This window comes from Thioclava sp. F34-6 (assembly GCF_002213235.1).
Taxonomy (GTDB): Bacteria; Pseudomonadota; Alphaproteobacteria; order Rhodobacterales; family Rhodobacteraceae; genus Thioclava; species Thioclava nitratireducens.
Genome location: NZ_NBOA01000002.1, coordinates 379,744 through 401,101 on the forward strand (window position 1 = coordinate 379,744; position 21,358 = coordinate 401,101).

Genomic DNA, 21,358 nt, shown 5'->3' on the forward strand with positions numbered 1-21,358 from the left:
TGGCTGATCAGAGCGATGTTTCGACACTCATAGTCAGGACGCGAATGTGAACAATATCCGGAATGTGAAAAATGAATGTCCTCCGAAGCTTGTGCTTCGGAGGACACATGTCTTTCTGAACTGGCGCGGTCGCTTACTGTAGCGAGCGGACGTGGACTTCGCCCTCTTTGCGGCTCTTGATCGCTGCGACGGCGGCGATCGAAGCGGCGGCGGTGGTGAAGTAGGGGATCTTGTCATAGAGCGCGACCGCGCGGATGTCGCGGCTGTCCGAGATCGCCTGACTGCCATCGGTGGTATTGAAGACGAGGTCGATCTCGTCGTTCTTCAGCCGGTCGACGATGTTCGGGCGGCCCTCATAGACCTTCAGCACCTTCTCGCTTTCCACGCCATGCTCGGCGAGCCAAGCGGCGGTGCCGCCGGTCGCGACGATGGTGAAGCCCATCGAGATCAGCGTGGCGGCGGCCTCGGCCAGATCGTCGGTCTTGTTGGAATCCTTGATCGAGAAGAACACGCGACCGCTTTCAGGCAGCACGGTGCCCGCGCCGAGCTGGGCTTTCCAGAAGGCCGACGGGAAGTCGCGATCCCAGCCCATCACCTCGCCGGTGGAGCGCATTTCCGGGCCGAGAAGCGTGTCGACACCCGGGAAGCGGGCAAAGGGCAGCACAGCTTCCTTGACCGAGAACCACGGCGTTTGCGGATCGGCCAGCGTCAGCGGATCGGCGAAGGGCAGCGGCGTGTCGGGGCCGACGCCTTCGGGGTAGGGCGGGCGCGCCGGGAAGGCCGACAGCTTCTCGCCCGCCATCAGGCGCGCCGCGATCGAGGCGATTGCCGAGTCGGTGGCTTTCGCGACGAAGGGCACGGTGCGCGAGGCGCGCGGGTTCACTTCGAGCACATAAATCTCGCCGTCCTTGATCGCGAATTGCACGTTCATCAGGCCGACCACGTTGAGGCCCTTGGCCATCTTCTCGGTCTGCACCTTCAGCTCGGCCACGATCTCGGGGCTCAGCGAGTAGGGCGGCAGCGAGCAGGCGGAGTCGCCCGAGTGGACGCCGGCTTCCTCGATATGCTGCATGATGCCCGCAACATGGACGCTTTCGCCGTCGCAGAGCGCATCCACGTCCACCTCGATGGCGCCCGCCAGATAGCTGTCGAGCAGCACCGGGTTGTCACCCGAGACCACTACCGCCTCTTTGATGTAGCGCTTGAGGTGGTCGAGGTCGCGCACGATTTCCATCGCGCGGCCGCCCAGCACATAGGAGGGACGGATCACCAGCGGATAGCCGACGCGGCCCGCAATCTCGAAGGCCTGCTCGTCGGAGCTGGCAATGCCGTTGACCGGTTGCTTCAGGCCCAGCCGGTTGAGCAGGTCCTGGAACCGCTCGCGGTCTTCGGCAAGGTCGATCGCGTCGGGCGTGGTGCCGAGGATCGGGATGCCTTCGGCCTCCAGCGCGTTTGCGAGTTTCAGGGGCGTCTGGCCGCCGAATTGCACGATCACGCCGTGCAGCGTGCCGTTGTCACGCTCCACCCGCAGGATTTCGAGGACGTGCTCCAGCGTGAGCGGCTCGAAATACAGGCGATCCGAGGTGTCGTAGTCGGTCGATACGGTCTCGGGGTTACAGTTGACCATGATGGTCTCGTAACCCGCGTCGGTCAGCGCGAAACAGGCGTGGCAGCAGCAATAGTCGAACTCGATCCCCTGGCCGATCCGGTTCGGACCGCCACCGAGGATGACCACTTTCTTGCGGTCGGAGGGACGCGCCTCGCATTCGACCTCGCCCATCGCGGGGGCCTCGTAGGTCGAGTACATGTAGGGCGTCTGCGCCTCGAATTCGGCGGCGCAGGTGTCGATGCGCTTGAAGACCGCGGTGACGCCAAGGTTGCGGCGGGCGCGGCGGACCTGCGCTTCGTCGCGGCCAGTCAGCTTGGCGAGACGCGCGTCCGTGAAGCCCATCATCTTGAGATTGCGAAGACCCTTTTCGTCGAGCGGCAGGCCCTTCTTGCGAATCTCGTTCTCGGCCTCGACGATTTCGCGGATGCGGGCGAGGAACCACGGATCGAACGCGGTCGCGTGCTGGATTTCCTCATTGCTCAGCCCGTGGCGCATCGCCTGCGCGATCAGGCGCATCCGGTCGGGCGTCTGCTGCGAGATCGCCTTGATGACGGCGGCCTTCTCCGGCGCGCCGTCGATCTCGATCTCGTCGAAGCCGCTGAGGCCCGTCTCCATCGAGGCGAGCGCCTTCTGCACGGATTCGTGGAAGGTCCGGCCGATCGCCATCGCCTCACCCACCGATTTCATCGCCGTCGTCAGTTCCGGCTTGGAGCCTGCGAATTTCTCGAAGGCGAAGCGCGGGATCTTGGTGACGACATAGTCGATGGTCGGCTCGAAGCTGGCGGGCGTGACCTTGGTGATGTCGTTGTCGAGCTCGTCCAGCGTGTAGCCCACGGCGAGTTTCGCCGCGATCTTGGCGATCGGGAAGCCGGTGGCCTTGGAGGCTAGCGCCGAGGAGCGCGATACGCGCGGGTTCATCTCGATCACGACCATGCGGCCATCTTCGGGGTTGATTGCCCATTGCACGTTCGATCCGCCGGTCTCGACGCCGATCTCGCGCAGCACGGCGATCGAGCCGTTGCGCATGATCTGGTATTCCTTGTCGGTCAGCGTCAGCGCGGGCGCCACGGTGATCGAGTCACCGGTATGGACGCCCATCGGGTCGACGTTCTCGATGGCGCAGACGATGATGGCGTTGTCGGCGCGGTCGCGCACGACCTCCATCTCGAATTCTTTCCAGCCCAGCAGCGACTCGTCGACGAGGATCTGGGAGACGGGAGAGGCGTCGAGGCCCGAGCGGCAAATGCGCTCGTAGTCTTCGCGGTTATAGGCCACGCCGCCGCCGGTGCCGCCCAGCGTGAAGGCGGGGCGGATGATCGCGGGCAGGCCGATATGCTCCAGCTCGACCAGCGCCTGACGCACACCCTCGTTGACGTCATAGGTGCCGTTCTCACGCTTGGGCGAGGATACGATGGTCGCTTTCGGGTTCTCGAGGCCGATCCGGTCCATCGCCTCGCGGAAAAGCTTCCGGTCTTCGGCCATCTCGATCGCGTCACGGTTCGCACCGATCAGCTCGACGCCGAATTTCTCCAGCACGCCCATATCGGCGAGAGCAAGCGCCGTGTTGAGGCCGGTCTGCCCGCCCATCGTCGGCAGCACCGCGTCGGGGCGCTCAGCCTCGATGATCTTGGCCACGACTTCCGGCGTGATCGGTTCGATATAGGTGGCGTCGGCCAGACCCGGATCGGTCATGATCGTCGCGGGGTTGGAGTTGACGAGGATGACGCGGTAGCCTTCTTCACGGAGGGCTTTGCAGGCCTGGGCACCCGAATAGTCGAACTCGCAGGCTTGCCCGATCACAATGGGCCCGGCGCCGATAATGAGGATTGACGTGATGTCTGTTCTCTTCGGCATGGGAATCCCCTCTGGTCGCTGCGCAAATTGAGGCGCTTTATACGCAAAGGGTCAGGCGTCGCAAGAGGGTCAGGACGCGATAGCCGGGTTGCGGGATGACGTGGAGGCGCGGACCCAACCCCGCCAAGGCCGCGCGCGGGGAGGGCGCGACCCGATTTCGGCCCGGTGAGGGGATATCCGCCTATTCGGCAGCCAGCCTGTGTTCCTGTTCGTCGTCGTCCCGATAGAGGTAATCGCGGGTCAGCGGCACGTCGCCGACCTCATGGGCCAGCTGGTACTGGAACACCACCTGTCCGCCATGGCGGAAGGCCATCTCCGAGGCTACGAGGTAGAAGCGCCACATCCGGCAGAACCGCTCGTCATAGAGCGCGACCGCCTTGTCGATATTCGCCTCGAACCGATCGCACCAGTGGCGCAGCGTTTCCGCGTAATGCAGCCGCCACACTTCGAGATCGGTGGTGATGAGCCCTTCGTGTTCGACCGCGTTCGACGCTTCGGACATGGCGGGGCAATAGCCGCCGGGGAAGATGTATTTGGTGATGAAATCGGCCGTCGCGCCGCCGGGGCCTGAACGTCCGATGAAATGGATCAGCGAGATGCCACCCGGTTTCAGCAACTCGCGGACCTTCGCGAAATATTCCCGGTAATGAGGCACGCCGACATGCTCGAACATGCCGACCGAGACGATGCGGTCGAACTTGTCGGTCACGTCGCGATAGTCTGTCAGACGGATGTCGATCTTGTCTTCGAGCCCGGCCTCCTTCACCCGCTTGCGGGCCAGCGCGTGCTGTTCGGTCGAGAGCGTCACGCCCACCACTTTCGCGCCGAAATCGCGCGCCAGCGTCATCGCCATGCCGCCCCAACCGCAGCCGATGTCAAGAATGGTCATCCCCGGTTCGATCAGCAGCTTCTTGGCGATATGGCGTTTTTTGGCCTCCTGCGCCTCCTCCAGCGTCATGTCGGGGCGCTCGAAATAGGCGCAGCTATATTGCCGATCCTCGTCGAGGAAGAGATCGTAGAGTTCGCCCGACAGGTCATAGTGATGCGCCACGTTGGTGCGGGCCTTGTTGACCGGATTGAACTGCGCGAAACGGCGACCGAAAAAGCGGCTCGCCTCGCGCGGCTTCTCGAACCATGGCATGCCCGAGCCGGTCTGGTTGCGGATTGCGAGCGCGAGAAATCCGCGCAGGTCGTCATCGGCAATCGTATAGTCGCCGTTCATGTAGCCTTCGCCGACACCGAGGTCGGGCCGCAGCACGATCTTCTTCGTCAGTTCCGGGTTGCTCATGGTAACGCGGACCGGATTCCCGGTGCCGTCGCCATAGCGTATGAGGGTTTCGTCAGGATAGACGAGTTCGAGTGTGCCCCTGCGGATCAGGTGGCGCAACATACGGTCGAGAAGCGAGTCCCAAGCTCTCATGCGGTCTCTCCGGATCGTGCCGGGGCTGGCAGGCTCCAGCGTGTGTCTTCACGACGGTAACCTTTGTGAAATTACCAAAGTTCCCGTTCTCACTGAAGTTAACCGAAAATTTACTCTTTTTCGAGCCACGCGCGCGTGATCGGCTCGAGACGTGCCTGTGTTCCTCCGCACAGCTTGACTTTTGCGCTCTCAACGGGTGTATCGGCGCGACTATACGCAATTCTCGATCCGGGAGCCTCCCATGCATGCCTTTCGCAGCCATACCTGCGCCGATCTGAGCGCCGCCAACGCCGGTGAGACCGTCCGCCTTGCGGGCTGGGTCCATCGCGTGCGCGATCACGGAGGCGTGCTCTTCATCGATTTGCGCGACCATTACGGGATGACGCAGGTTCTGTGCGACGGCGACAGTCCGGCGTTCAAGACGATGGAGAAAGTGCGCTCGGAATGGGTGATCCGCATCGACGGCACCGTGAAACTGCGCGACGAGAGCCTGATCAACCCGAAGATTCCGACCGGCGAGATCGAGGTCTATGTTCGCGACATCGAAATCCTGGGTGAGGCCGAGGAACTGCCGCTGCCGGTCTTCGGCGAGCTGGAATATCCCGAAGAGACCCGTCTGTCCTATCGCTTTCTCGACCTGCGCCGCGAGAGCCTGCATGACAAGATGATCCTGCGCTCGAATGTCGTGAAATCCATGCGCAAACGCATGTGGGACGCCGATTTCAACGAGTTCCAGACGCCGATCATCACCGCCTCCTCGCCCGAAGGCGCGCGCGACTTCCTCGTGCCCTCGCGTCTGCACCCGGGCAAGTTCTACGCGCTGCCGCAGGCGCCGCAGCAGTTCAAGCAGCTGATCATGGTCGGCGGCTTCGACAAGTATTTCCAGATCGCACCGTGCTTCCGTGACGAAGACCCGCGCGCCGACCGTTCGCCCACCGACTTCTACCAGCTGGACGTCGAGATGAGCTTCGTCGAGCAGGAAGACATCTTCAACGTGATGCAGCCGGTGATCCAGGGCGTGTTCGAGGAATTCGGCGACGACCGCACCGTCGATCCGAACTGGCCCCGCATCCCCTATGCCGAGGCGATGCTGAAATACGGCTCGGACAAGCCCGACCTGCGCAACCCGATCGAGATGCAGGTGGTCTCGGATCACTTCCGCGACTCGGGCTTCGCGATCTTCGCCAAGCTGCTGGAGCAGGACGGCACCGAGATCCGCGCGATCCCGGCCCCCACGGGCGGTTCGCGCAAATTCTGCGACCGGATGAACAAATTCGCGCAGGAGCAGGGCCTGCCGGGAATGGGCTACATCTTCTGGCGCAAGGGAGAGGATGGCTCGCTCGAAGGCGCAGGCCCGCTGGCGAAGAACATCGGCCCCGAGCGGACAGAGGCGATCCGCGCGCAGCTGGGTCTGGGCGAAGGTGATGCGGCCTTCTTCCTCGGCGGAGCGCCGTCGAGTTTCGAGGGCGTCGCCGGTCGTGCGCGCAACGTAATCGGCGAAGAGCTGGGCCTGACCGACAAGACCAAGTTCAAGTTCGCCTGGGTCGTCGACTTCCCGATGTACGAGGAAGACGACGAGGGCAAGATCGACTTCTCGCACAACCCGTTCTCGATGCCGCAGGGCGGCATGGAGGCGCTGGAAGGCGACCCGCTGCAGGTCAAGGGCTACCAGTATGACCTCGCCTGCAACGGTTACGAGATCCTTTCCGGCGCGATCCGGAACCACAAGCTCGAGACGATGTACAAGGCGTTCGAGATCGCGGGCTACCCGGCCTCCGAGGTCGAGAAGCGCTTCGGCGGTATGGTCAAGGCGTTCAAATACGGCGCCCCGCCGCACGGTGGTTGCGCCGCCGGCATCGACCGGATCGTGATGATCCTCGCCGATACCGCAAATATCCGCGAAGTCATCATGTTCCCGATGAACCAGCGCGCAGAAGACCTGATGATGGGCGCGCCGTCGGAGCCGATGAACGAACAGCTACGCGAGCTGCGCCTGCGGGTTCTTCCTCAAGAAGACTGATCCCGGCGCTATCGTCCGAATCTAAAAGGCCCCGCTCGGGATCGAGCGGGGCCTTTTTCTATTCGCGTCGGAGGAAAGATGCAGCCGCAGCGGAATGTTTTGCGGCAGGTGCCGTGCCAGCCTCAGGTGGAAGCCCGATCAGCCTTCAGGGTCGTCGTTCCGCTTCTCGTCTACCAGCTTCATCTCCTTTTTCTTACGCGCGACGAATTTCTCGCCGTAATCCTCGATCTCGCTGTCGTCGATCACTTCCTTGGCACGGCCGAAGATTTCGTCCTCTTCCTCGTCCATGTGGTGGTTGTAATCATGCTCCAGCTTGTGGAACTTGTTGAGCCAACCGGGGCTCGCCATGTCCATTTCGTTGAGCTCTTCGAGCAGATCGTCGAGCTCGGCATGTTCCTCGACCGAGTGGCGCGCGGAATCCTGGCCCCAGGTCTTGGTCATTAGCTTGGAATAGAAGGTCTCTTCCTCGGCGGCTGCGTGGGACTTGATGTCGTAATAGAACTCTTTCCACGCTTCGGTGCGCGCGGCGCTGTCGCCGGACGTATCGGCGATCTTCTTCATCAGGGCACGGTGGTTTTCGTGATCTTGCTTGATGGCGTCGTAGATCGAGCTCATCTGGCGGTCCTCCGGTTGCTTCAACTCGTTTTGGCAACGCGAAGTCTTGCGGGCGGTTCCTCGACCGCGTCAGAATGCCCCGGCCGCCGCGATCCGCTCGTCGAGCAATTCCGTGACCCGGGTCATGTCGTCGCGCGATGGGCCGCCGCGGCGGCCGAGCCTTTGCGCCGCGTCTCCAAGTGCCGCGTCATGCGCCGAGCGGGCGACGCTCGACAGGAAATGCGCCGCATAGGGCAGGGCGGGGAGCGGCATGCCCGCCCCGACCGCGTGCAGGAGGTTCGATAGGCGTTGCAGGTCGTCACGCAGCGCGAGCGGGTCCGGTTCGACCACGAGATCGGCAAGCGGGCGCCACCCGAGCGGGCGCATCTCTTCGGGAAGGGCGGAGAGGATCGTGTCCTGAAATAGCGCAAGGCTCTCGATCGGTTTGTCGAGGAACCCGTTCGCCCCCGCGGCAAGAGCGGCCTCCTTCAGCGCGGTATCGCCCGAGGTGCCGAGGATCACCGGATGCGGGCCGCGCAACCCTCGGATTTCGGCGATGAGATCGCCGCCTGATCCGTCGGGCAGGCCCATATCCACGATCGCGATCGAAGGGCGGTAGGTCTTGAGGTGGCGGTCCGCCGAGGCGAGGCAATCGGCGCGACGGATTCGTGCGCCCGAGCGCAGACACAGGAGACGCACCGCTTCGGAGGCGAAGCGGCTGTCCTCCACCAACAGCACCGTCAGTCCGGTCAGCGGACGCTCCGGCGTCGGAGTGCGGGTCGGGTTCGGTATCGTGTCGCTCATGGCGGCCCCCAGTCGATATGGAAATCGTCGGATTCTCGAGATTCGGCAGGTCCTCTCCAGTAAGGGGCAAAGTGCCTAACACCGTGTTAACGCGAACAGGGGCATCCAGGCTTGCGCGAACCGATGCGCCCCGCTACCCCTTGATCCATATCACCGGAGGAGACCCAGATGATCGGACGCCTGAACCATGTCGCCATTGCCGTGCCTGACCTCGAGGCGGCCTCGGCCAAGTATCGCGACACGCTGGGTGCCAATGTTGGCGCGCCGCAGGACGAGCCCGATCACGGCGTCACGGTCGTCTTCATCGAGCTGCCCAACACCAAGATCGAACTGCTCTACCCGCTGGGCGAGGACAGTCCGATCAACGGCTTTCTAGAAAAGAACCCCGCGGGCGGCATCCATCACATGTGTTTCGAGGTGGAGGACATCCTCGAGGCCCGCGACAAGCTCAAGGCGGACGGCGCGCGGGTTCTGGGCAGCGGTGAGCCGAAGATCGGTGCGCATGGCAAGCCCGTGCTGTTCCTGCACCCGAAAGATTTCAACGGCTGCCTGATCGAACTGGAGCAGGTCTGATGAGTCTCACGGGCGGCATCATTCTCTTCGCGGTGATCTGGTTCATGATCTTCTTCATGGTCCTGCCGGTTCGTCTGAAAACGCAAGGCGATGTGGACGAGGTCGTGCCGGGCACTCCCGCAGGCGCACCGCACGAGGCGCATCTGGGCGCGAAGGTGAAGATCACCACCGTTGTCACCATCGTGCTATGGGCGGTCATCGCGGCAGTGCTGCTGTCGGGGATCATCACTTTGGAAGATATCGACTTCTTCGGGCAGTTGCGCCGCTGACCGCGCCGGGAACCGTATCTGATCAGCCGGGTTGGGGGGCTGAAAGGAGCCTCCCATGACACCAAACTGGTTTACCGTTCTGAGCTGGTTATCGCTTGCTGTAGGCGTGCTCTCGTTCATCTATCTTCTCGTGCAGGTGCGTCGAAACCCGCCTCACATGGCCATCATGGCGTGGGTCTGGCCGATTTGCGGGCTGTTTGGCGGACCACTAGTAATCTGGTTGCACAGTCGCTTTCCGGGCCATGGCAATGCGCCCTTCCCGGTCTCGGTCGCGAAGGGGACACTGCATTGCGGCGCGGGCTGCACCTTGGGTGACATTCTGGCCGAGAACCTCGCGCTCGCCGTTCCAGTGATTCTGGTCGCGTTCGGCTGGCCGGATTTCTGGGGGCACAAGATCTTTGCGGTCTGGGGGCTCGATTACGTCTTCGCCCTCGCGATCGGGATCGTGTTCCAGTATTTCTCGATCGCCCCGATGCGCGGGCTCGGGCTTGGCGAGGGACTCAAGGAGGCGGCGAAGGCCGATGTGGCTTCGCTCACCTCGTGGCAGATCGGCATGTACGGTATGATGGCGATCTTCCATTTCGCCGTGTTCAAAGGGCTCTGGGGCGCGGAGATCAACGCCGCCGACCCGGAATTCTGGTTCGCCATGCAGATCGCGATGATGGCCGGTTTCGTGACCGCCTACCCGGTGAACTGGCTGCTGATCCGCAAGGGTATCAAGGAAGAGATGTGAGCGGCGCCTAGGCGCCGCCCCTTATCCACGGCGACCGGTGATCGCGTGGAAGAGGTGGGTGAAGCCTGCGGCTCCCAGCACCGGCACGAACAGGTTCACCAGCGGGATCGACAGCGGCACCGCCATCAGCGCGCCCGCGGCCCAGATCGTGACCCTGTTGCGTTCGTAAAGTTCGAGCGCCGCCTCGCGTTCCATCCGCCGGAAAGCTGCCATCTGGAAGTATTCACGCCCCAGAAGGTAACCGTTGAGCCCGAAGAACATCAGCGGCGCAAGCGGGATCACGAAGGGGTAGATCATCAGCGCGATGATGTTGGCGGCAAGGATCACGCCGAAGAAGCGTACGGTGTCGCGCATCCCTTCCGCGAAGGTGAGTTTGCGCACCGGCGGCAGCGTCGGGTAGTGGACGTCCTCCACCATCTCCGCCACGTCTTCGAGGAAGAAACCGGTGAAGGCGGAGGCCACGGGCACCATCAGGAAGACCGATGCAAAGAGGATCACCCCCGCCGAGACGATCGACAGCGCGGTGTCGATATGGCCGATCTCGCCGATGAAGGGCAGCGAAAAGCTGTCGGGGATCAGCCAGCCGATCAGCATCACCATCGCGACATAGATCGCGACCAGAAGGCCCAGCGACAGCGCCACGCCGAAGCCCACGACTTTCATCGCGCCGGGCCGCAGCAGGTCGGTCCAGGCTTTCAGATAGCTTGAAATGATCATTCCGAAATCCGCGTGGTGATCGCGTCGAGGTCGGGACGGGGGCGTTCGGGCGGCGTCACGCCTTCGGTACCCAAGTGGATGAAGCCCGTGACGCTTTCGCCGTCCTTAAGGCCCAGCATCTCGCGCCCGAAGGCCTCGTCATGCGCGGCCCAGCCGGTCAGCCAGTTCGCGCCCCAGCCCGCCGCGAGTGCCGCGTTCAGAAGCGAGAGGCAAACCGCGCCCGCCGAATAGAGTTGCTCGACCTGCGGAACCTTCTCGCTCTCCTTGGGCGAGGACACTACCGCGACGCAAAGTTGGCTGTCATGGAACTGCTTGCCGGCCTTCGCGATCTTCTCATCGGGAAGGCCCTGTGCTTTGGCGCGCGCCTCGGCTTCAGCACCCAGCCGCTGCGCGGCCTCGCGCGTGATGGTGATGAAGCGCCACGGCTCCAGCTTGCCGTGATCGGGAGTGCGCGCGGCGGCCGTCAGGATCTCGCGCAGCGCGGCCTCGTCGGGGGCAGGAGCCTTGAGGGTTTTCGCCGGGCGTGACCGGCGGGTCAGAAGGAAAGCCATCGCCGCGTCATTGCGCTCGGCCGGGTTCACTTCGGGCAGTTCAGTCATGAAAATCTCCGTCTGTTGCGCCAGATATCGGGCGCTCGGCATGTGATTGCAACCGCAGCATGGGCAACTGTCTTGTATGCGATCGTGCAGCGCCTATGCTGCGCGACGATGACGGATCTCAGCCACCTCGCAATTCCTGGCAACGAAATCGCCCTGCGCGTGACGCCAAAAGCGTCGCGCAACGAGATACGGGTCGGGGAAGATGGGCTTCGGGCCTATGTCACGGTCGTTCCGGAGAACGGCAAGGCCAATGCGGCGGTCGTCAAATTGCTGGCAAAGGCGCTAGGTGTGGCGAAGTCGCGGCTGACGCTGATCCGGGGCGAGACCGCGCGCGACAAGGTGTTCCGTCTCGATTGAGCGGGCGCGCGGGGCCGGGCAGGCCCCTCAGCCGTCCTCGGCGGTGCTGTCGGTCTGCTTCAGGCGATAGACGCCTTCGGGCAGGTTGAGCGCCGCCGCCAGCTCCCGCAGCTGGGCATGGCTGAAGGTGATCGTCTGCACCTGCTCGGTCTGCTCGTCGAGCTGTTCGACCACCACGCAATCCTCGAAAGAGCTGATCGTGATGTCTTCCTGCAAATAATCGCGCGGATCCGCCCCTTCGTCTACAAGGGTGATCACGGTCGCGTCGAATTCGTGTTCGATGGTAAACATGACCTCATGCTAGCGCGGCTTGCCGATCCGAAAAAGCGAAATCACGCCGCCGCTTGCGGGAGAGTACGTGGAGGACACTAGGCGGCTGCAGGCCAAGTCGTTAAGCTGGGACAAATCCTGTCTCTGGGGTGTTTTCCCGTCGATGCCTTCCGCCCGTTTCCTTCTCGTGACCCTCTCGCTCGCTGCGACGCTGCTGTCGGGCTGCGTGCCGACCATGGCGCCGATGCAGCCCGTCCCGGAGAGCGAGCTCTCGCCCGAAGCCAAGAAGCGTGCCGAGGTGGCGGTGACGCGGCTGGTCGATGTCGGCGAGCGCATGGAGCCGCAGATCGAGTCGGAATGTCGCAAGCGCACGCGGAACCTCAATTGCGACTACCTTTTCGTGGTCGATGACCGGCTCGATCTCGACGCGAACGCCTTCCAGACCATGGACCGTTCGGGTCGTCCGGTGATCGGGGTGACACTCGCGATGATCGCCGAGGTGCGCAATGCCGACGAGCTGGCCTTCGTGATCGGCCACGAGGCCGCGCATCACATCGCGGGCCATATCGCGGCGCGCGAACGCGATGCGGCGGTGGGGGCGGCTTATCTGGGGCGTGCGGTGCAGGCACAGGGCGCCGATCCGCTCACGATCCAGCGCGCGCGGCGCATCGGGGCCGAAATCGGCTCGCGGCTCTATTCCAAGGATTACGAGCTTGAGGCCGACCGGCTCGGTACGATCATCACGTGGGATGCGGGCTACGACCCGCTCAAGGGCGCGCAGTTCTTCCTGCGGTTGCCGGACCCGGGCGACAAGATGCTGGGTTCTCACCCGCCCAACCAGCTGCGCTTCGACGTGGTGCGAAATACCGTTGCCCAACTGCGCGCGGGCAAGATCCCGGCGGGCAGCTGAGGAACCCGCCCAAGGTCTGCGGGCTTGAGATTTGAGAGAGAGGCCGCCGGGAAAGGCGGGTCCGGGACGCGGGAACAGGGGACGGGGACGAAGAACCTATGACAATCTTTTCGCGACTGCGCTGGCGGCTGAGGGTTATCCTGCGCGAGATCTGGGTGCGGGTGACGGCCTTCGGCGTGCTGGGGATCGCGACCGCGCTGGGATCGGCGGGCTTCGGCTACCTCGTACCCGCGGATATCGGCTACAAGATGGGCGCGGGCTCGGTGGAGCCGATCCTGAAGATCATCGCCACCGCGATGCTGACCGTCACGACGTTTTCGCTGCAGATCATGATCACCGCGTTCAGCTCGGCCCAGACCGGAGCCACGCCGCGCGCGATCAAGCTGATGCAGACCGACCGCGTGACCCAGAACGTGCTGGCGAGCTTCATCGGCTCTTTCGTCTTTTCGCTGGTCGGGATCATCGCGCTCGAGACGGATGTCTATGACGACTCCGGGCGATTCATCCTGCTGGTCGTCACGCTCGGCGTGGTGGCGATGGTGGTGATATCGCTGTTGCGCTGGGTGCAGCATTTGAGCGAGTTCGGACGGCTCGGCGATGTGATCAGCCGGGTCGAGGACGCTGCGAGCACGGCGCTGAAAGCGCGCTGCGAGCGGCCGTGGCTCGGCGGCAAGGAATGGGAAGACCCGCCCCCCGGGGTATTCGGGATCACGTCGACGCGGACCGGCCATGTGCAGCATGTCGACATGGGGGCGCTGCAAAAGGTGGCCGAGACGCATGACTGCCACATCTGGCTTTGCGGACGGACCGGCGAATTCGTCCACGGCGCATCCGATCTGGTGCGATGCGACGCGCTGCCGGGCGACGCCGAGACCCGCGAGGCGATCGAGGAGGCCGCGCGCGACGCCTTCACCATCGATCACGCGCGCGATTTCGACCAGGATCCGCAATTCGGCCTGATCGCGCTGGCCGAGATTGCCTCGCGCGCGCTTTCGCCGGCGATCAACGACCCCGGAACCGGTATCGATATTCTCGGGCGTCTGGTGCGGGTGCTGGCCGATTGGCATCCACCGAAGAGCCCCGATTGCGTTTTCGACCGCGTCTATGTGCGCGCGGTGACGCCCGAGCAGTATACCGAGGACGCGTTCGCCGCGATCGCGCGCGACGGAGCCGGGCATCTGGAGGTCGCGCTGCGCCAGCAGGAGGTGCTGGAAGCTCTGGCCGAGATGCATCCCGCTCATTTCGGCCGTCCCGCCGCACATCAGGCGCTGCGCGCAGCCGCCCATTCGCAATCCGCGATGACCTTGAGGCGCGACCGCGCGGTGATCGCGGAGGAAGCGCAGGCGCTGGCGGCGCGCTTTGCTCCCGATCTGGACTGTGACGTCGGCCATGACCTCGACAGCGACAGAGCGGAACGCGACGCTTGATCTGAATCATATCGAAATCACGGCCCCTGCGGCAGAGTCGGCCCATCACCGGGATGACTGTTTCAAGGGAGGCTGCCATGACCGCTGCCAAGCACCTCAATCGCCATGCGTCGATGATGAACCGCATGGCCCAGCAGATGGGCGGCGATCTCAGCATGGAGATGGCCGCCGGGCGGCTTAGCGGCGAAGCATGGAAAGACGCGCTGATCCGCTGCACCAAGTGCCGCGAAGCCGGGGCCTGCCTGCTCTGGCTGGCCGAGCACGATCCGCAAATGAACCCCGCGAAAGCCCCTCCCGCCTATTGCGAAAACCGCCTGATGATGACGCGTCTGCGCGCGACCATTGGGGCTGAACCCGAAGGAGTGGAATGATGGGAATGCAAAGCGATGTCGATCTGAACTTCTGGGTGACGCGCGGCATGGCGCGGCGTCTCGGAGTGAACATTTCCGAAGCGATGCGTGACGGCTTTCTCACACAAGCCGACTTTGCCGAGATGATCACAACCTGTGCGACCTGCGGGCGCACCGAATTCTGCCTCGCTGTTCTGGCCGAGAAAGGTGAGGGGCCGCAGGCCATCCCGACGGATTGCCCGAATTACGACGTCCTGACGTCTCTGCGCGCTCTCCAGTGAAAGGGCACGTCGCCGCTCGCGTCGCTTTCGCCTTTCCCTCGACCGCCTTTGGTTATCTGATGGGGCGGCAGCAGGCTGAAAGGGAGCGCGCGCATGGCACGGATTTACGAGGATAACTCGCTCAGCATCGGAAACACGCCGCTGGTGCGGCTCAACCGCATGACGGAGGGCGCGGGCGCGACCGTTCTGGCCAAGATCGAAGGGCGCAACCCGGCGTGGTCGGTGAAGTGTCGCGTTGGGGCGAACATGATCTGGGACGCGGAGGAGCGCGGCGTGCTCGGCCCCGGCAAGGAGATCGTCGAGCCGACCTCGGGCAACACGGGGATCGCGCTGGCCTTCGTCGCCGCGTCGCGCGGTATCCCGATCACGCTGACCATGCCCGACACGATGAGCATCGAGCGGCGCAAGCTTCTGCTGGCCTATGGCGCGAAGCTGGTGCTCACCGAAGGCGCACAGGGCATGAAGGGGGCGATCGCCAAGGCCGAGGAGATCGCGGCCTCGGATCCCGACCGCTACGTGTTGCTGCAGCAGTTCAACAACCTCGCGAACCCCGAGATTCACGAGAAGACTACCGGCCCGGAGATCTTCGAGGATACCGATGGCGTGGTCGATATCTTCGTCGCGGGCGTCGGCACGGGCGGCACGATCACTGGTGTCTCGCGCTATCTGAAAAAGGAAAAGGGCCTGCCGCTGATCTCGGTCGCGGTCGAGCCCGAGGCGAGCCCGGTTCTGACGCAGGCCCGCGCGGGCGAAGCGCTGCACCCCGGTCCTCACAAGATTCAGGGCATCGGCGCAGGCTTCGTGCCAAAGGTGCTCGACATGGATCTCGTGGACCGGATCGAGCAGGTCAGCAATGATGAGGCTATCGAGACAGCCCGGCGGCTGGCGCGCGAAGAGGGCATATTGGCAGGGATCTCCTGCGGCGCGGCGGCTGCGGCAGCCCTCCGCCTTGCGCGCGAACCGGAGAATGCGGGCAAGACCATCGTCGTCGTGCTGCCGGATTCGGGCGAGCGTTACCTGTCTTCGGCGCTGTTCGAAGGGATGTTCGACGAGGCCTGAGTGGTGGTCTTTGCCGCCTCCAGCAATGCTGCCACCAGCTTCTGCGGGCGGTAGTTCAGGTCCGACGGCGTCAGCCCCATCCGCACCACGACCATATCGGCCGAGGGGATCACGGTGACAGTCTGCCCGTCATGCCCCTCGAGCCAATAGGTGTCGGCGGGCAGGCCGAACCGCGCGTCGTCGCCCGCTTTCTGCTGATCGCTCGGCCCGGCGAGCCAGATCATGCCCTGCGCATAGACCCCGTCGGTCGGCGCGGGCGCATGCATCCGCTTTACGAACTCGGCGGACAGCAATTGCCGCCCCTCCCATTGGCCGTCCTGAAGCAGAAACTGTCCGAACCGCGCCCAGTCCCGCGCGGTCGCGTAGAGGTAGGAGCTGCCGACGAAGGTTCCGGAGGCGTCGGTCTCGAGCGTGGCCGAGTTCATCCCGAGCGGACCGAACAGCTTGCGGCGCGGCCAAGCGAGTGCGGTGGAGGTGTCGCCCACCGCGTTTTGCCAGATGCGCGACAGCAGGACTGCGGTGCCGCTGGAATAGCTGAAATGCGTGCCGGGCGGATGATCGAGCGGCTGCGACGCTGCGAACTTCGCCATGTCCGGCTCGAGGTAGAGCATCCGCGTCACGTCCGAGACGTCGCCGTAATCCTCGTTGAAATGCAGCCCGCTCGACATCGACATCAGCTGCGCGACAGTGATCTTCGCCCGGTCGTCGCCCTGCCATTCGGGCAGTAGATCGCTTTGATCCATCCGCAGCTTGCCCGCCTCGATCGCGGTGCCGACAAGGGCGGCGGTGACGGTCTTCGTCATCGACCAGCCCAGAAGCGGTGTCTTCGCATCGAATCCATCGCCGTAGCGCTCGGCCACGAGCTGACCGTCCTTGATCACTACCACCGCGCGCATCCCCGGCCCGGTCAGCGCATCGTTTTGCAAGACATCGGCAAAGCGGCCTTGTCCCGTCAGTTCGGTCTTCGATCCCGCGGGCCAGAGGGCGACGCTCTTGCTCGGTCCCGGCGCGGGCGGGGCGGCCTGTTCGGGGGCGTCGGCCAGATCGCCGTCGGGGAAGGTCGCGCAACCGAGACCCATGCGTTGCTCCGCTGTCGTGGGCGCGATGATCCCGGCGAAAGCCGCCCAGACGCGGCCCGCCCGGCGATCGGGGCTGACCCAGAAGGCGCGCAGCAGCGGATTGCCTGGCGCCTGCACATCGGTTTCGAGAACCTCGTCGGGGTCGCGGTCCTGCAGGACCAGCGCCGAGCAGGTAATCTTCGCGCTATAGCCCGCGCCGACGCGTAGCAGTTCCGGAGGCACGATGATCGCGTAAATCAAAGCCGCCATGAAAAGCAGGCCAATCCCGCCGAGCACCGCTTTCCATCCGCGCATCCTGTCCTCCGCTCCCGTGCGCTTGGATCAAGTCACGCGCCCGTTTTTTACTCGCGCGTTAGTTTTGGCAAACAGCGCGGGCTTGCCAAGAGGGCGAGTGCTTTCTCGACGTAAGGTCACCCTGTTGTGAGTTGCGAGGTCGGCGGTCATGGAAGCGACGTCAGAAGTGCCCGCAGCTTCTCTGCTGCGGCGCTTAGCGTCGGTTCGTCGAAACCCGCGTACCCAAGCAGGACGCCTTGCGGCGGGTCGGGCAGGCGTGCGTGCGACGACAGAGCGCGCAGGGTAAGACCGGCCGCCTTCGCGCGCTCGGATATCGCGCGGTCGCCGGCGGGCACGAGGGCCGGGCCGAGACCCGCGCAGAGATGCATTCCCGACGGATCGGGCTGGAGCCGGAGATACTCCTCGAGCCCTGTCAGCGCGTTCAGAAGGTGGCGCTGCCGTTTCGCGTAATGGCGCCGCATCCGCCGTAGATGGGTCGCGAATTCGCCGCTCGCCATGAAGCTCGCCAGCGCCGGTTGCGGTACCATCGAAACCCGCGGCCCCGTCGCGTCGATCGCCGCCCGCATCGGCCCGACAAGCCGCTCGGGCAGCACGATATAGCCGATCCGCAGCGCCGGGCTGAGCAGTTTCGAGAAGCTGCCCATGTAGATCACGCGCTGCAGCCCGTCGAGCCCCGCCAGCGCGGGCAGGGGCTGGCCGCGATAACGGAATTCGCTGTCATAATCATCCTCGACGATCAGCGCATCATGGGCACGCGCCCAGTCAAGAAGCGTCAGCCTGCGCGTGAGCGGCATCGCCGCCCCGGTCGGGAAATGGCGCGAGGGGGTGATGATGACGGCGCGGGTGCCGGTCGGCAGATGTACCGGGTCCAGCCCTTCGGCGTCGATCCGCACCGGGTGCTCGTTGAGGCCGCTGGAGGCCAGCACATGGCCCATCGTCGCCCAGCCGGGATCCTCGGTCGCGATCAGCCCGCCGGGGGCGATCGCACTACGCGCGATCAGGTCGAACCCGTCCCATGCGCCGCCGGTAATCACCACTTGTTCCGGCGCGCAATCGAGGCCGCGCCACGCCGCGAGGTGGTCGCGGATCGCCAGCCGCAGCGGCGGCCAGCCGAACGGGTCGGGCCGGTCCAGAAGGGTGGGATCGGGGGTGCGCCACGCGCGCTCGAGGTGGCGCGCCCAAAGCCTGTGCGGGAACAGCGCCTGATCGGGCAGGCCGGGCTGGAAAGGCAGCCAAGCTGGCGGAGGCGCCCCTTGCGCGGCCCTTGATGCTTTTCGCGGGGTAGGAGGAACGAGATGGGGCAGATCCTCGGCGACATAGGTGCCGCCGCCGGGGCGGGTGCTCAGGTAGCCCTCGGCGATCAGCTGATCATAGGCGGTGGTCACTGTCATGCGCGAGACCGACAGCTCCTCGGCCAATGCGCGGCTTGGCGGCAGGCGCTCTCCGGCTGCGGCGGGATCGGCGCGCAGCATCTCGCGCAGGACATGGGTCAGTTGCGCATGCAGCGGCAGACCGGAGTTTCGATCCAGCGAAAGACCAAACAGGGCGGTGTTTAAATTGGACTGCTGCATTTTTGCGAAACTGGACATGTTTTCCGATCCAGTAGGCCGCTATCGCTGAGGGCACAAGTCAGACATGAGGCAGACCATGACCGAGACCCTCCCTGTAACCGACCGTTCCCGCCTGCGCCGCCTGCATGAGCGCGGCCATTTCGACCGCGACAGCATCAACACGATCCTCGACGCGCAGCCGATGTGCCATGTGGGCTATGTCCGGGACGGCAAGCCCTACGTGACGCCGACGATGCAATGGCGCGAAGGCGATCACGTCTATTGGCATGGCTCTTCCGCGAGCCGCGCGCTGCGCAGTCAAAAGGAGACAGAGGTCTGTCTGACGGTCTCGATCCTCGATGGTTTGGTTCTGGCGCGCTCTGGCATGCATCATTCGCTGAACACGCGCTCGGTCATGCTCTTTGGTGTCGCGTTCAAGGTGGAGGATCCGGCGGAGAAGCTGCAAAAGCTCGGAAATTTCGTGAACCATCTCTATCCGGGCCGCTACGAGACGCTGCGCCCAGACCACGAACAGGATCTGAAGGCGACGACCGTGCTGGGGATGGAGATCACCGAGGGCGCGGCGAAGATCCGCACCGGCGGGCCGAGTGACGACGAGGAGGATTACGCGCTGCCGATCTGGGCCGGGGTAATCCCGATCCGTATGGAGGTGGGCGACCCGATCCCCGATCCGCGCAATCTCGACGGTGTCGAGATGCCCGCGCATGTGCGTGATTTTCGATACGGCGGTTGATTGGCCTGCGCGATACGGTCCATCTCCCTCAGGCGCATCTCGTAGAAGAAGGTGAGGCAGTCGATCAGGCTGCGAACGATGATCCGGACCGAGTTGAACCATTTCAATGATTTGGCAAATCTAAGGGATTCGGGAAAGCGCCGCGAGGAAAGCTGATCGTAATCGGGTGTTTCGCGCGACTGTCGGTTTTTGTTCGGTTTCGATCGAATCGCGCAAAAATGCGCTTCACAAAGTCGTGATCTAGCGTCATGCAAAACTTCGAGGAATCTCGAAAAAGCTTAGCAGGAAAGGGCTGAGAAGCCGCCGTACCGCGCTGGATCGCGCGACCGAGAGGCAAAGCGAAACCGAAATCACTCTCTTGTTTTGTTCCTGTTACATCCGCACACTACGCCGCGTAGCGCGGAGGCTTCGCACGGGGCCTCAGATCCATCCAACAATGAATCCCGCTACATATGGGAGGAAGACATGAAGAATTTTGCACTCGGTGCGGCGCTTGCGTCGGCCTCGCTCATTGCGCCCTTCACGGCCAATGCAGCAACGGAAATCCAGTTCTGGCACGCCTTTACCGGCCGTCTCGGCGAGCTCGTCGATCAGCAGGTCAAGGACTTCAATGCCAGCCAGGACCAGTATGAGGTCGTGGCGACCAACAAGGGCAACTACTCGGAAACGCTGAACGCCGGGATCGCCGCGTTCCGCGCCGGGGAACAGCCCGACATCCTGATGGTGTTCGAGGTCGGCACGGCGACGATGATGGCCGCCAAGGGCGCGATCAAGCCGGTCTACCAGGTGATGGAAGACGCCGGCGTGGACTTCAATCCCGACGATTACATCGGCGCGGTGAAGGGCTACTACACCACCACCGACGGCAAGATGCTGTCGCTGCCCTTCAACTCCTCGACGCCGGTTCTCTGGGTCAACCGCGACATGCTCGACAAGGCAGGCGTCGCCAAGGATGCGCCGCTGACTACCTGGGAAGATGTCGGCAAGGTGCTCGACCAGCTGAAGGAAGCGGGCGTCGATTGCCCGATGACCACCGCCTGGCAGAGCTGGATCCAGCTCGAGAACCTCTCGGCCTATCACAACGTGCCCTTCGCGAGCCAGGAGAACGGCTTCGCCGGTCTCGACGCGAAGCTGGAGTTCAACGGCCCCGTTCAGGTCAAGCACATCCAGACGCTGGGTGACTGGGCCAAGAAGGGCGAGTTCGTCTACAAGGGCCGCCGCAACGAAGGCGGTGCCGATTTCCGTGCCGGCACCTGCGCGCTCTTCACCGAGAGCTCGGCCGGTTACGCGGGCATCAAGTCCGAAGCCAAGTTCAACTTCGAAGTGCACCCGCTGCCCTATTGGGGTGACGTCGACGGCGCGCCGCAGAACACAATCATCGGGGGCGCCTCGCTCTGGGTCATGGCTGGCAAGGATGACGACCACTACAAGGGCGTCGCTGAATTCCTGAACTACCTCTCGTCGCCGGAAGTGCAGGCGAAGTGGCACCAGGATACCGGCTACCTGCCGATCACCAAGGCCGCGGCCGAGCTGACCCGTGAGCAGGGCTTCTACGAAAAGAACCCCGGCACTGACGTGGCCGTGAAGCAGATGACCGCGAATGCGCCGACCGAGAATTCGAAGGGCATCCGCCTGGGCAACTTCGACCAGATCCGCGGCATCATCGACGAGGAACTGGAGGCTGTCTGGGCCGGTGACAAGACCGCGCAAGACGCGCTCGACAACGCGGTGGAGCGTGGCAACCAGCTGCTGCGCCGCTTCGAGCAAGCCAACCGCTAACCCAAATCCAGCCGCGGGCGGGGAGAACCCTGCCCGCGGCTATTTCTATTCTAAGG

Annotated in this window: 21 protein-coding genes; 12 read left to right on the forward strand and 9 right to left on the reverse strand. The window is 64.0% G+C overall.

Features of this window, described 5'->3' with window-relative positions:
- Positions 1–133: 133 nt before the first annotated feature.
- Both carB and B6V72_RS05060 read right to left on the reverse strand, forming a co-directional pair.
- Positions 134–3,463 carry a carbamoyl-phosphate synthase large subunit gene (gene carB, locus B6V72_RS05055; RefSeq protein WP_075774121.1) on the reverse strand — a complete coding sequence of 1,110 codons (3,330 nt, stop codon included), beginning with the start codon at positions 3,461–3,463 and terminating at the stop codon, positions 134–136.
- A gap of 181 nt (positions 3,464–3,644) precedes the next feature.
- Positions 3,645–4,883 carry a cyclopropane-fatty-acyl-phospholipid synthase family protein gene (locus tag B6V72_RS05060; RefSeq protein WP_075774122.1) on the reverse strand — a complete coding sequence of 413 codons (1,239 nt, stop codon included), beginning with the start codon at positions 4,881–4,883 and terminating at the stop codon, positions 3,645–3,647.
- A 241-nt stretch (positions 4,884–5,124) separates the two neighbouring features.
- Here B6V72_RS05060 and aspS point away from each other — a divergent pair, with 241 nt between their 5' ends.
- Positions 5,125–6,903: an aspartate--tRNA ligase gene (aspS, locus tag B6V72_RS05065; protein WP_075774123.1), complete on the forward strand. Its 1,779-nt coding sequence runs from the start codon at positions 5,125–5,127 to the stop codon at positions 6,901–6,903.
- A 138-nt stretch (positions 6,904–7,041) separates the two neighbouring features.
- On the opposite strand, the gene B6V72_RS05070 is transcribed toward aspS, so the two are convergent.
- Positions 7,042–7,518, reverse strand: a complete 477-nt coding sequence (locus B6V72_RS05070; RefSeq protein WP_075774124.1) for a hemerythrin domain-containing protein — start codon at positions 7,516–7,518, stop codon at positions 7,042–7,044.
- 69 nt (positions 7,519–7,587) lie between these two features.
- The gene (locus B6V72_RS05075; protein ID WP_088725668.1) at positions 7,588–8,301 is read right to left on the reverse strand and encodes a response regulator; all 714 of its coding nucleotides are present in this window, start codon (positions 8,299–8,301) and stop codon (positions 7,588–7,590) included.
- A gap of 168 nt (positions 8,302–8,469) precedes the next feature.
- Between B6V72_RS05075 and mce the strand changes: the two genes are divergently transcribed.
- The 3 genes from mce to B6V72_RS05090 are packed head-to-tail and all read left to right on the forward strand — an operon-like array spanning position 8,470 to position 9,876.
- Entirely contained in the window at positions 8,470–8,874 is a 405-nt protein-coding gene (gene mce / locus B6V72_RS05080) for a methylmalonyl-CoA epimerase (protein ID WP_075774126.1), read from the forward strand.
- The gene (locus B6V72_RS05085) at positions 8,874–9,143 is read left to right on the forward strand and encodes a DUF1467 family protein (RefSeq protein ID WP_075774127.1); all 270 of its coding nucleotides are present in this window, start codon (positions 8,874–8,876) and stop codon (positions 9,141–9,143) included. Before mce ends, B6V72_RS05085 begins: the two co-directional genes overlap by 1 nt.
- A gap of 55 nt (positions 9,144–9,198) precedes the next feature.
- Entirely contained in the window at positions 9,199–9,876 is a 678-nt protein-coding gene (locus B6V72_RS05090; RefSeq protein WP_075774128.1) for a DUF4396 domain-containing protein, read from the forward strand.
- A 21-nt stretch (positions 9,877–9,897) separates the two neighbouring features.
- Here B6V72_RS05090 and B6V72_RS05095 read toward each other — a convergent pair whose 3' ends face one another.
- Together B6V72_RS05095 and B6V72_RS05100 are read right to left on the reverse strand one after the other, a co-directional pair.
- Positions 9,898–10,593 carry an EI24 domain-containing protein gene (locus B6V72_RS05095; RefSeq protein WP_088734912.1) on the reverse strand — a complete coding sequence of 232 codons (696 nt, stop codon included), beginning with the start codon at positions 10,591–10,593 and terminating at the stop codon, positions 9,898–9,900.
- Positions 10,590–11,192 (reverse strand): nitroreductase, encoded by a 603-nt coding sequence (locus B6V72_RS05100; RefSeq protein WP_088734914.1) that lies wholly within the window; start codon positions 11,190–11,192, stop codon positions 10,590–10,592. Before B6V72_RS05100 ends, B6V72_RS05095 begins: the two co-directional genes overlap by 4 nt.
- A 108-nt stretch (positions 11,193–11,300) precedes the next feature.
- On the opposite strand from B6V72_RS05100, the gene B6V72_RS05105 reads away from it, so the two are divergent.
- Complete coding sequence (locus tag B6V72_RS05105; RefSeq protein ID WP_088735098.1) at positions 11,301–11,549, forward strand: DUF167 domain-containing protein; 249 nt, start codon at positions 11,301–11,303, stop codon at positions 11,547–11,549.
- A 27-nt stretch (positions 11,550–11,576) separates the two neighbouring features.
- Here the strand turns inward: B6V72_RS05105 and B6V72_RS05110 are convergent, their stop codons facing one another.
- Entirely contained in the window at positions 11,577–11,840 is a 264-nt protein-coding gene (locus B6V72_RS05110; RefSeq protein ID WP_088719646.1) for a hypothetical protein, read from the reverse strand.
- Positions 11,841–11,907: 67 nt separating this feature from the next.
- On the opposite strand from B6V72_RS05110, the gene B6V72_RS05115 reads away from it, so the two are divergent.
- The 5 genes from B6V72_RS05115 to cysK all read left to right on the forward strand — a co-directional run bounded on the left by B6V72_RS05115 (position 11,908) and on the right by cysK (position 15,846).
- On the forward strand, positions 11,908–12,729 hold the full coding sequence (locus B6V72_RS05115; protein ID WP_240497683.1) for a M48 family metallopeptidase: 822 nt from the start codon (positions 11,908–11,910) through the stop codon (positions 12,727–12,729).
- Between the two features lie 98 nt (positions 12,730–12,827).
- Entirely contained in the window at positions 12,828–14,156 is a 1,329-nt protein-coding gene (locus tag B6V72_RS05120) for a DUF2254 domain-containing protein (RefSeq protein WP_075774133.1), read from the forward strand.
- A gap of 77 nt (positions 14,157–14,233) precedes the next feature.
- Positions 14,234–14,527, forward strand: coding sequence for a DUF6455 family protein (locus tag B6V72_RS05125; RefSeq protein ID WP_075774134.1), 294 nt, complete (start codon positions 14,234–14,236; stop codon positions 14,525–14,527).
- Positions 14,527–14,787 (forward strand): DUF6455 family protein, encoded by a 261-nt coding sequence (locus B6V72_RS05130; protein ID WP_088719648.1) that lies wholly within the window; start codon positions 14,527–14,529, stop codon positions 14,785–14,787. The genes B6V72_RS05125 and B6V72_RS05130 overlap by 1 nt, the downstream gene beginning before the upstream one ends.
- Before the next feature lie 93 nt (positions 14,788–14,880).
- Positions 14,881–15,846: a cysteine synthase A gene (gene cysK, locus B6V72_RS05135; protein WP_088734916.1), complete on the forward strand. Its 966-nt coding sequence runs from the start codon at positions 14,881–14,883 to the stop codon at positions 15,844–15,846.
- Here cysK and B6V72_RS05140 read toward each other — a convergent pair.
- Both B6V72_RS05140 and B6V72_RS05145 read right to left on the reverse strand, forming a co-directional pair.
- The gene (locus B6V72_RS05140; RefSeq protein WP_088734918.1) at positions 15,801–17,219 is read right to left on the reverse strand and encodes a serine hydrolase; all 1,419 of its coding nucleotides are present in this window, start codon (positions 17,217–17,219) and stop codon (positions 15,801–15,803) included. The two genes, cysK and B6V72_RS05140, sit on opposite strands and share 46 nt — an antisense overlap.
- A 146-nt stretch (positions 17,220–17,365) precedes the next feature.
- Positions 17,366–18,808, reverse strand: a complete 1,443-nt coding sequence (locus tag B6V72_RS05145; RefSeq protein ID WP_088734920.1) for a PLP-dependent aminotransferase family protein — start codon at positions 18,806–18,808, stop codon at positions 17,366–17,368.
- Positions 18,809–18,866: 58 nt separating this feature from the next.
- On the opposite strand from B6V72_RS05145, the gene B6V72_RS05150 reads away from it, so the two are divergent.
- Positions 18,867–19,523 (forward strand): pyridoxamine 5'-phosphate oxidase family protein, encoded by a 657-nt coding sequence (locus B6V72_RS05150; RefSeq protein WP_199224613.1) that lies wholly within the window; start codon positions 18,867–18,869, stop codon positions 19,521–19,523.
- 465 nt (positions 19,524–19,988) lie between these two features.
- On the forward strand, positions 19,989–21,302 hold the full coding sequence (gene ugpB / locus B6V72_RS05155) for a sn-glycerol-3-phosphate ABC transporter substrate-binding protein UgpB (RefSeq protein WP_075774142.1): 1,314 nt from the start codon (positions 19,989–19,991) through the stop codon (positions 21,300–21,302).
- Positions 21,303–21,358: the final 56 nt, after the last annotated feature.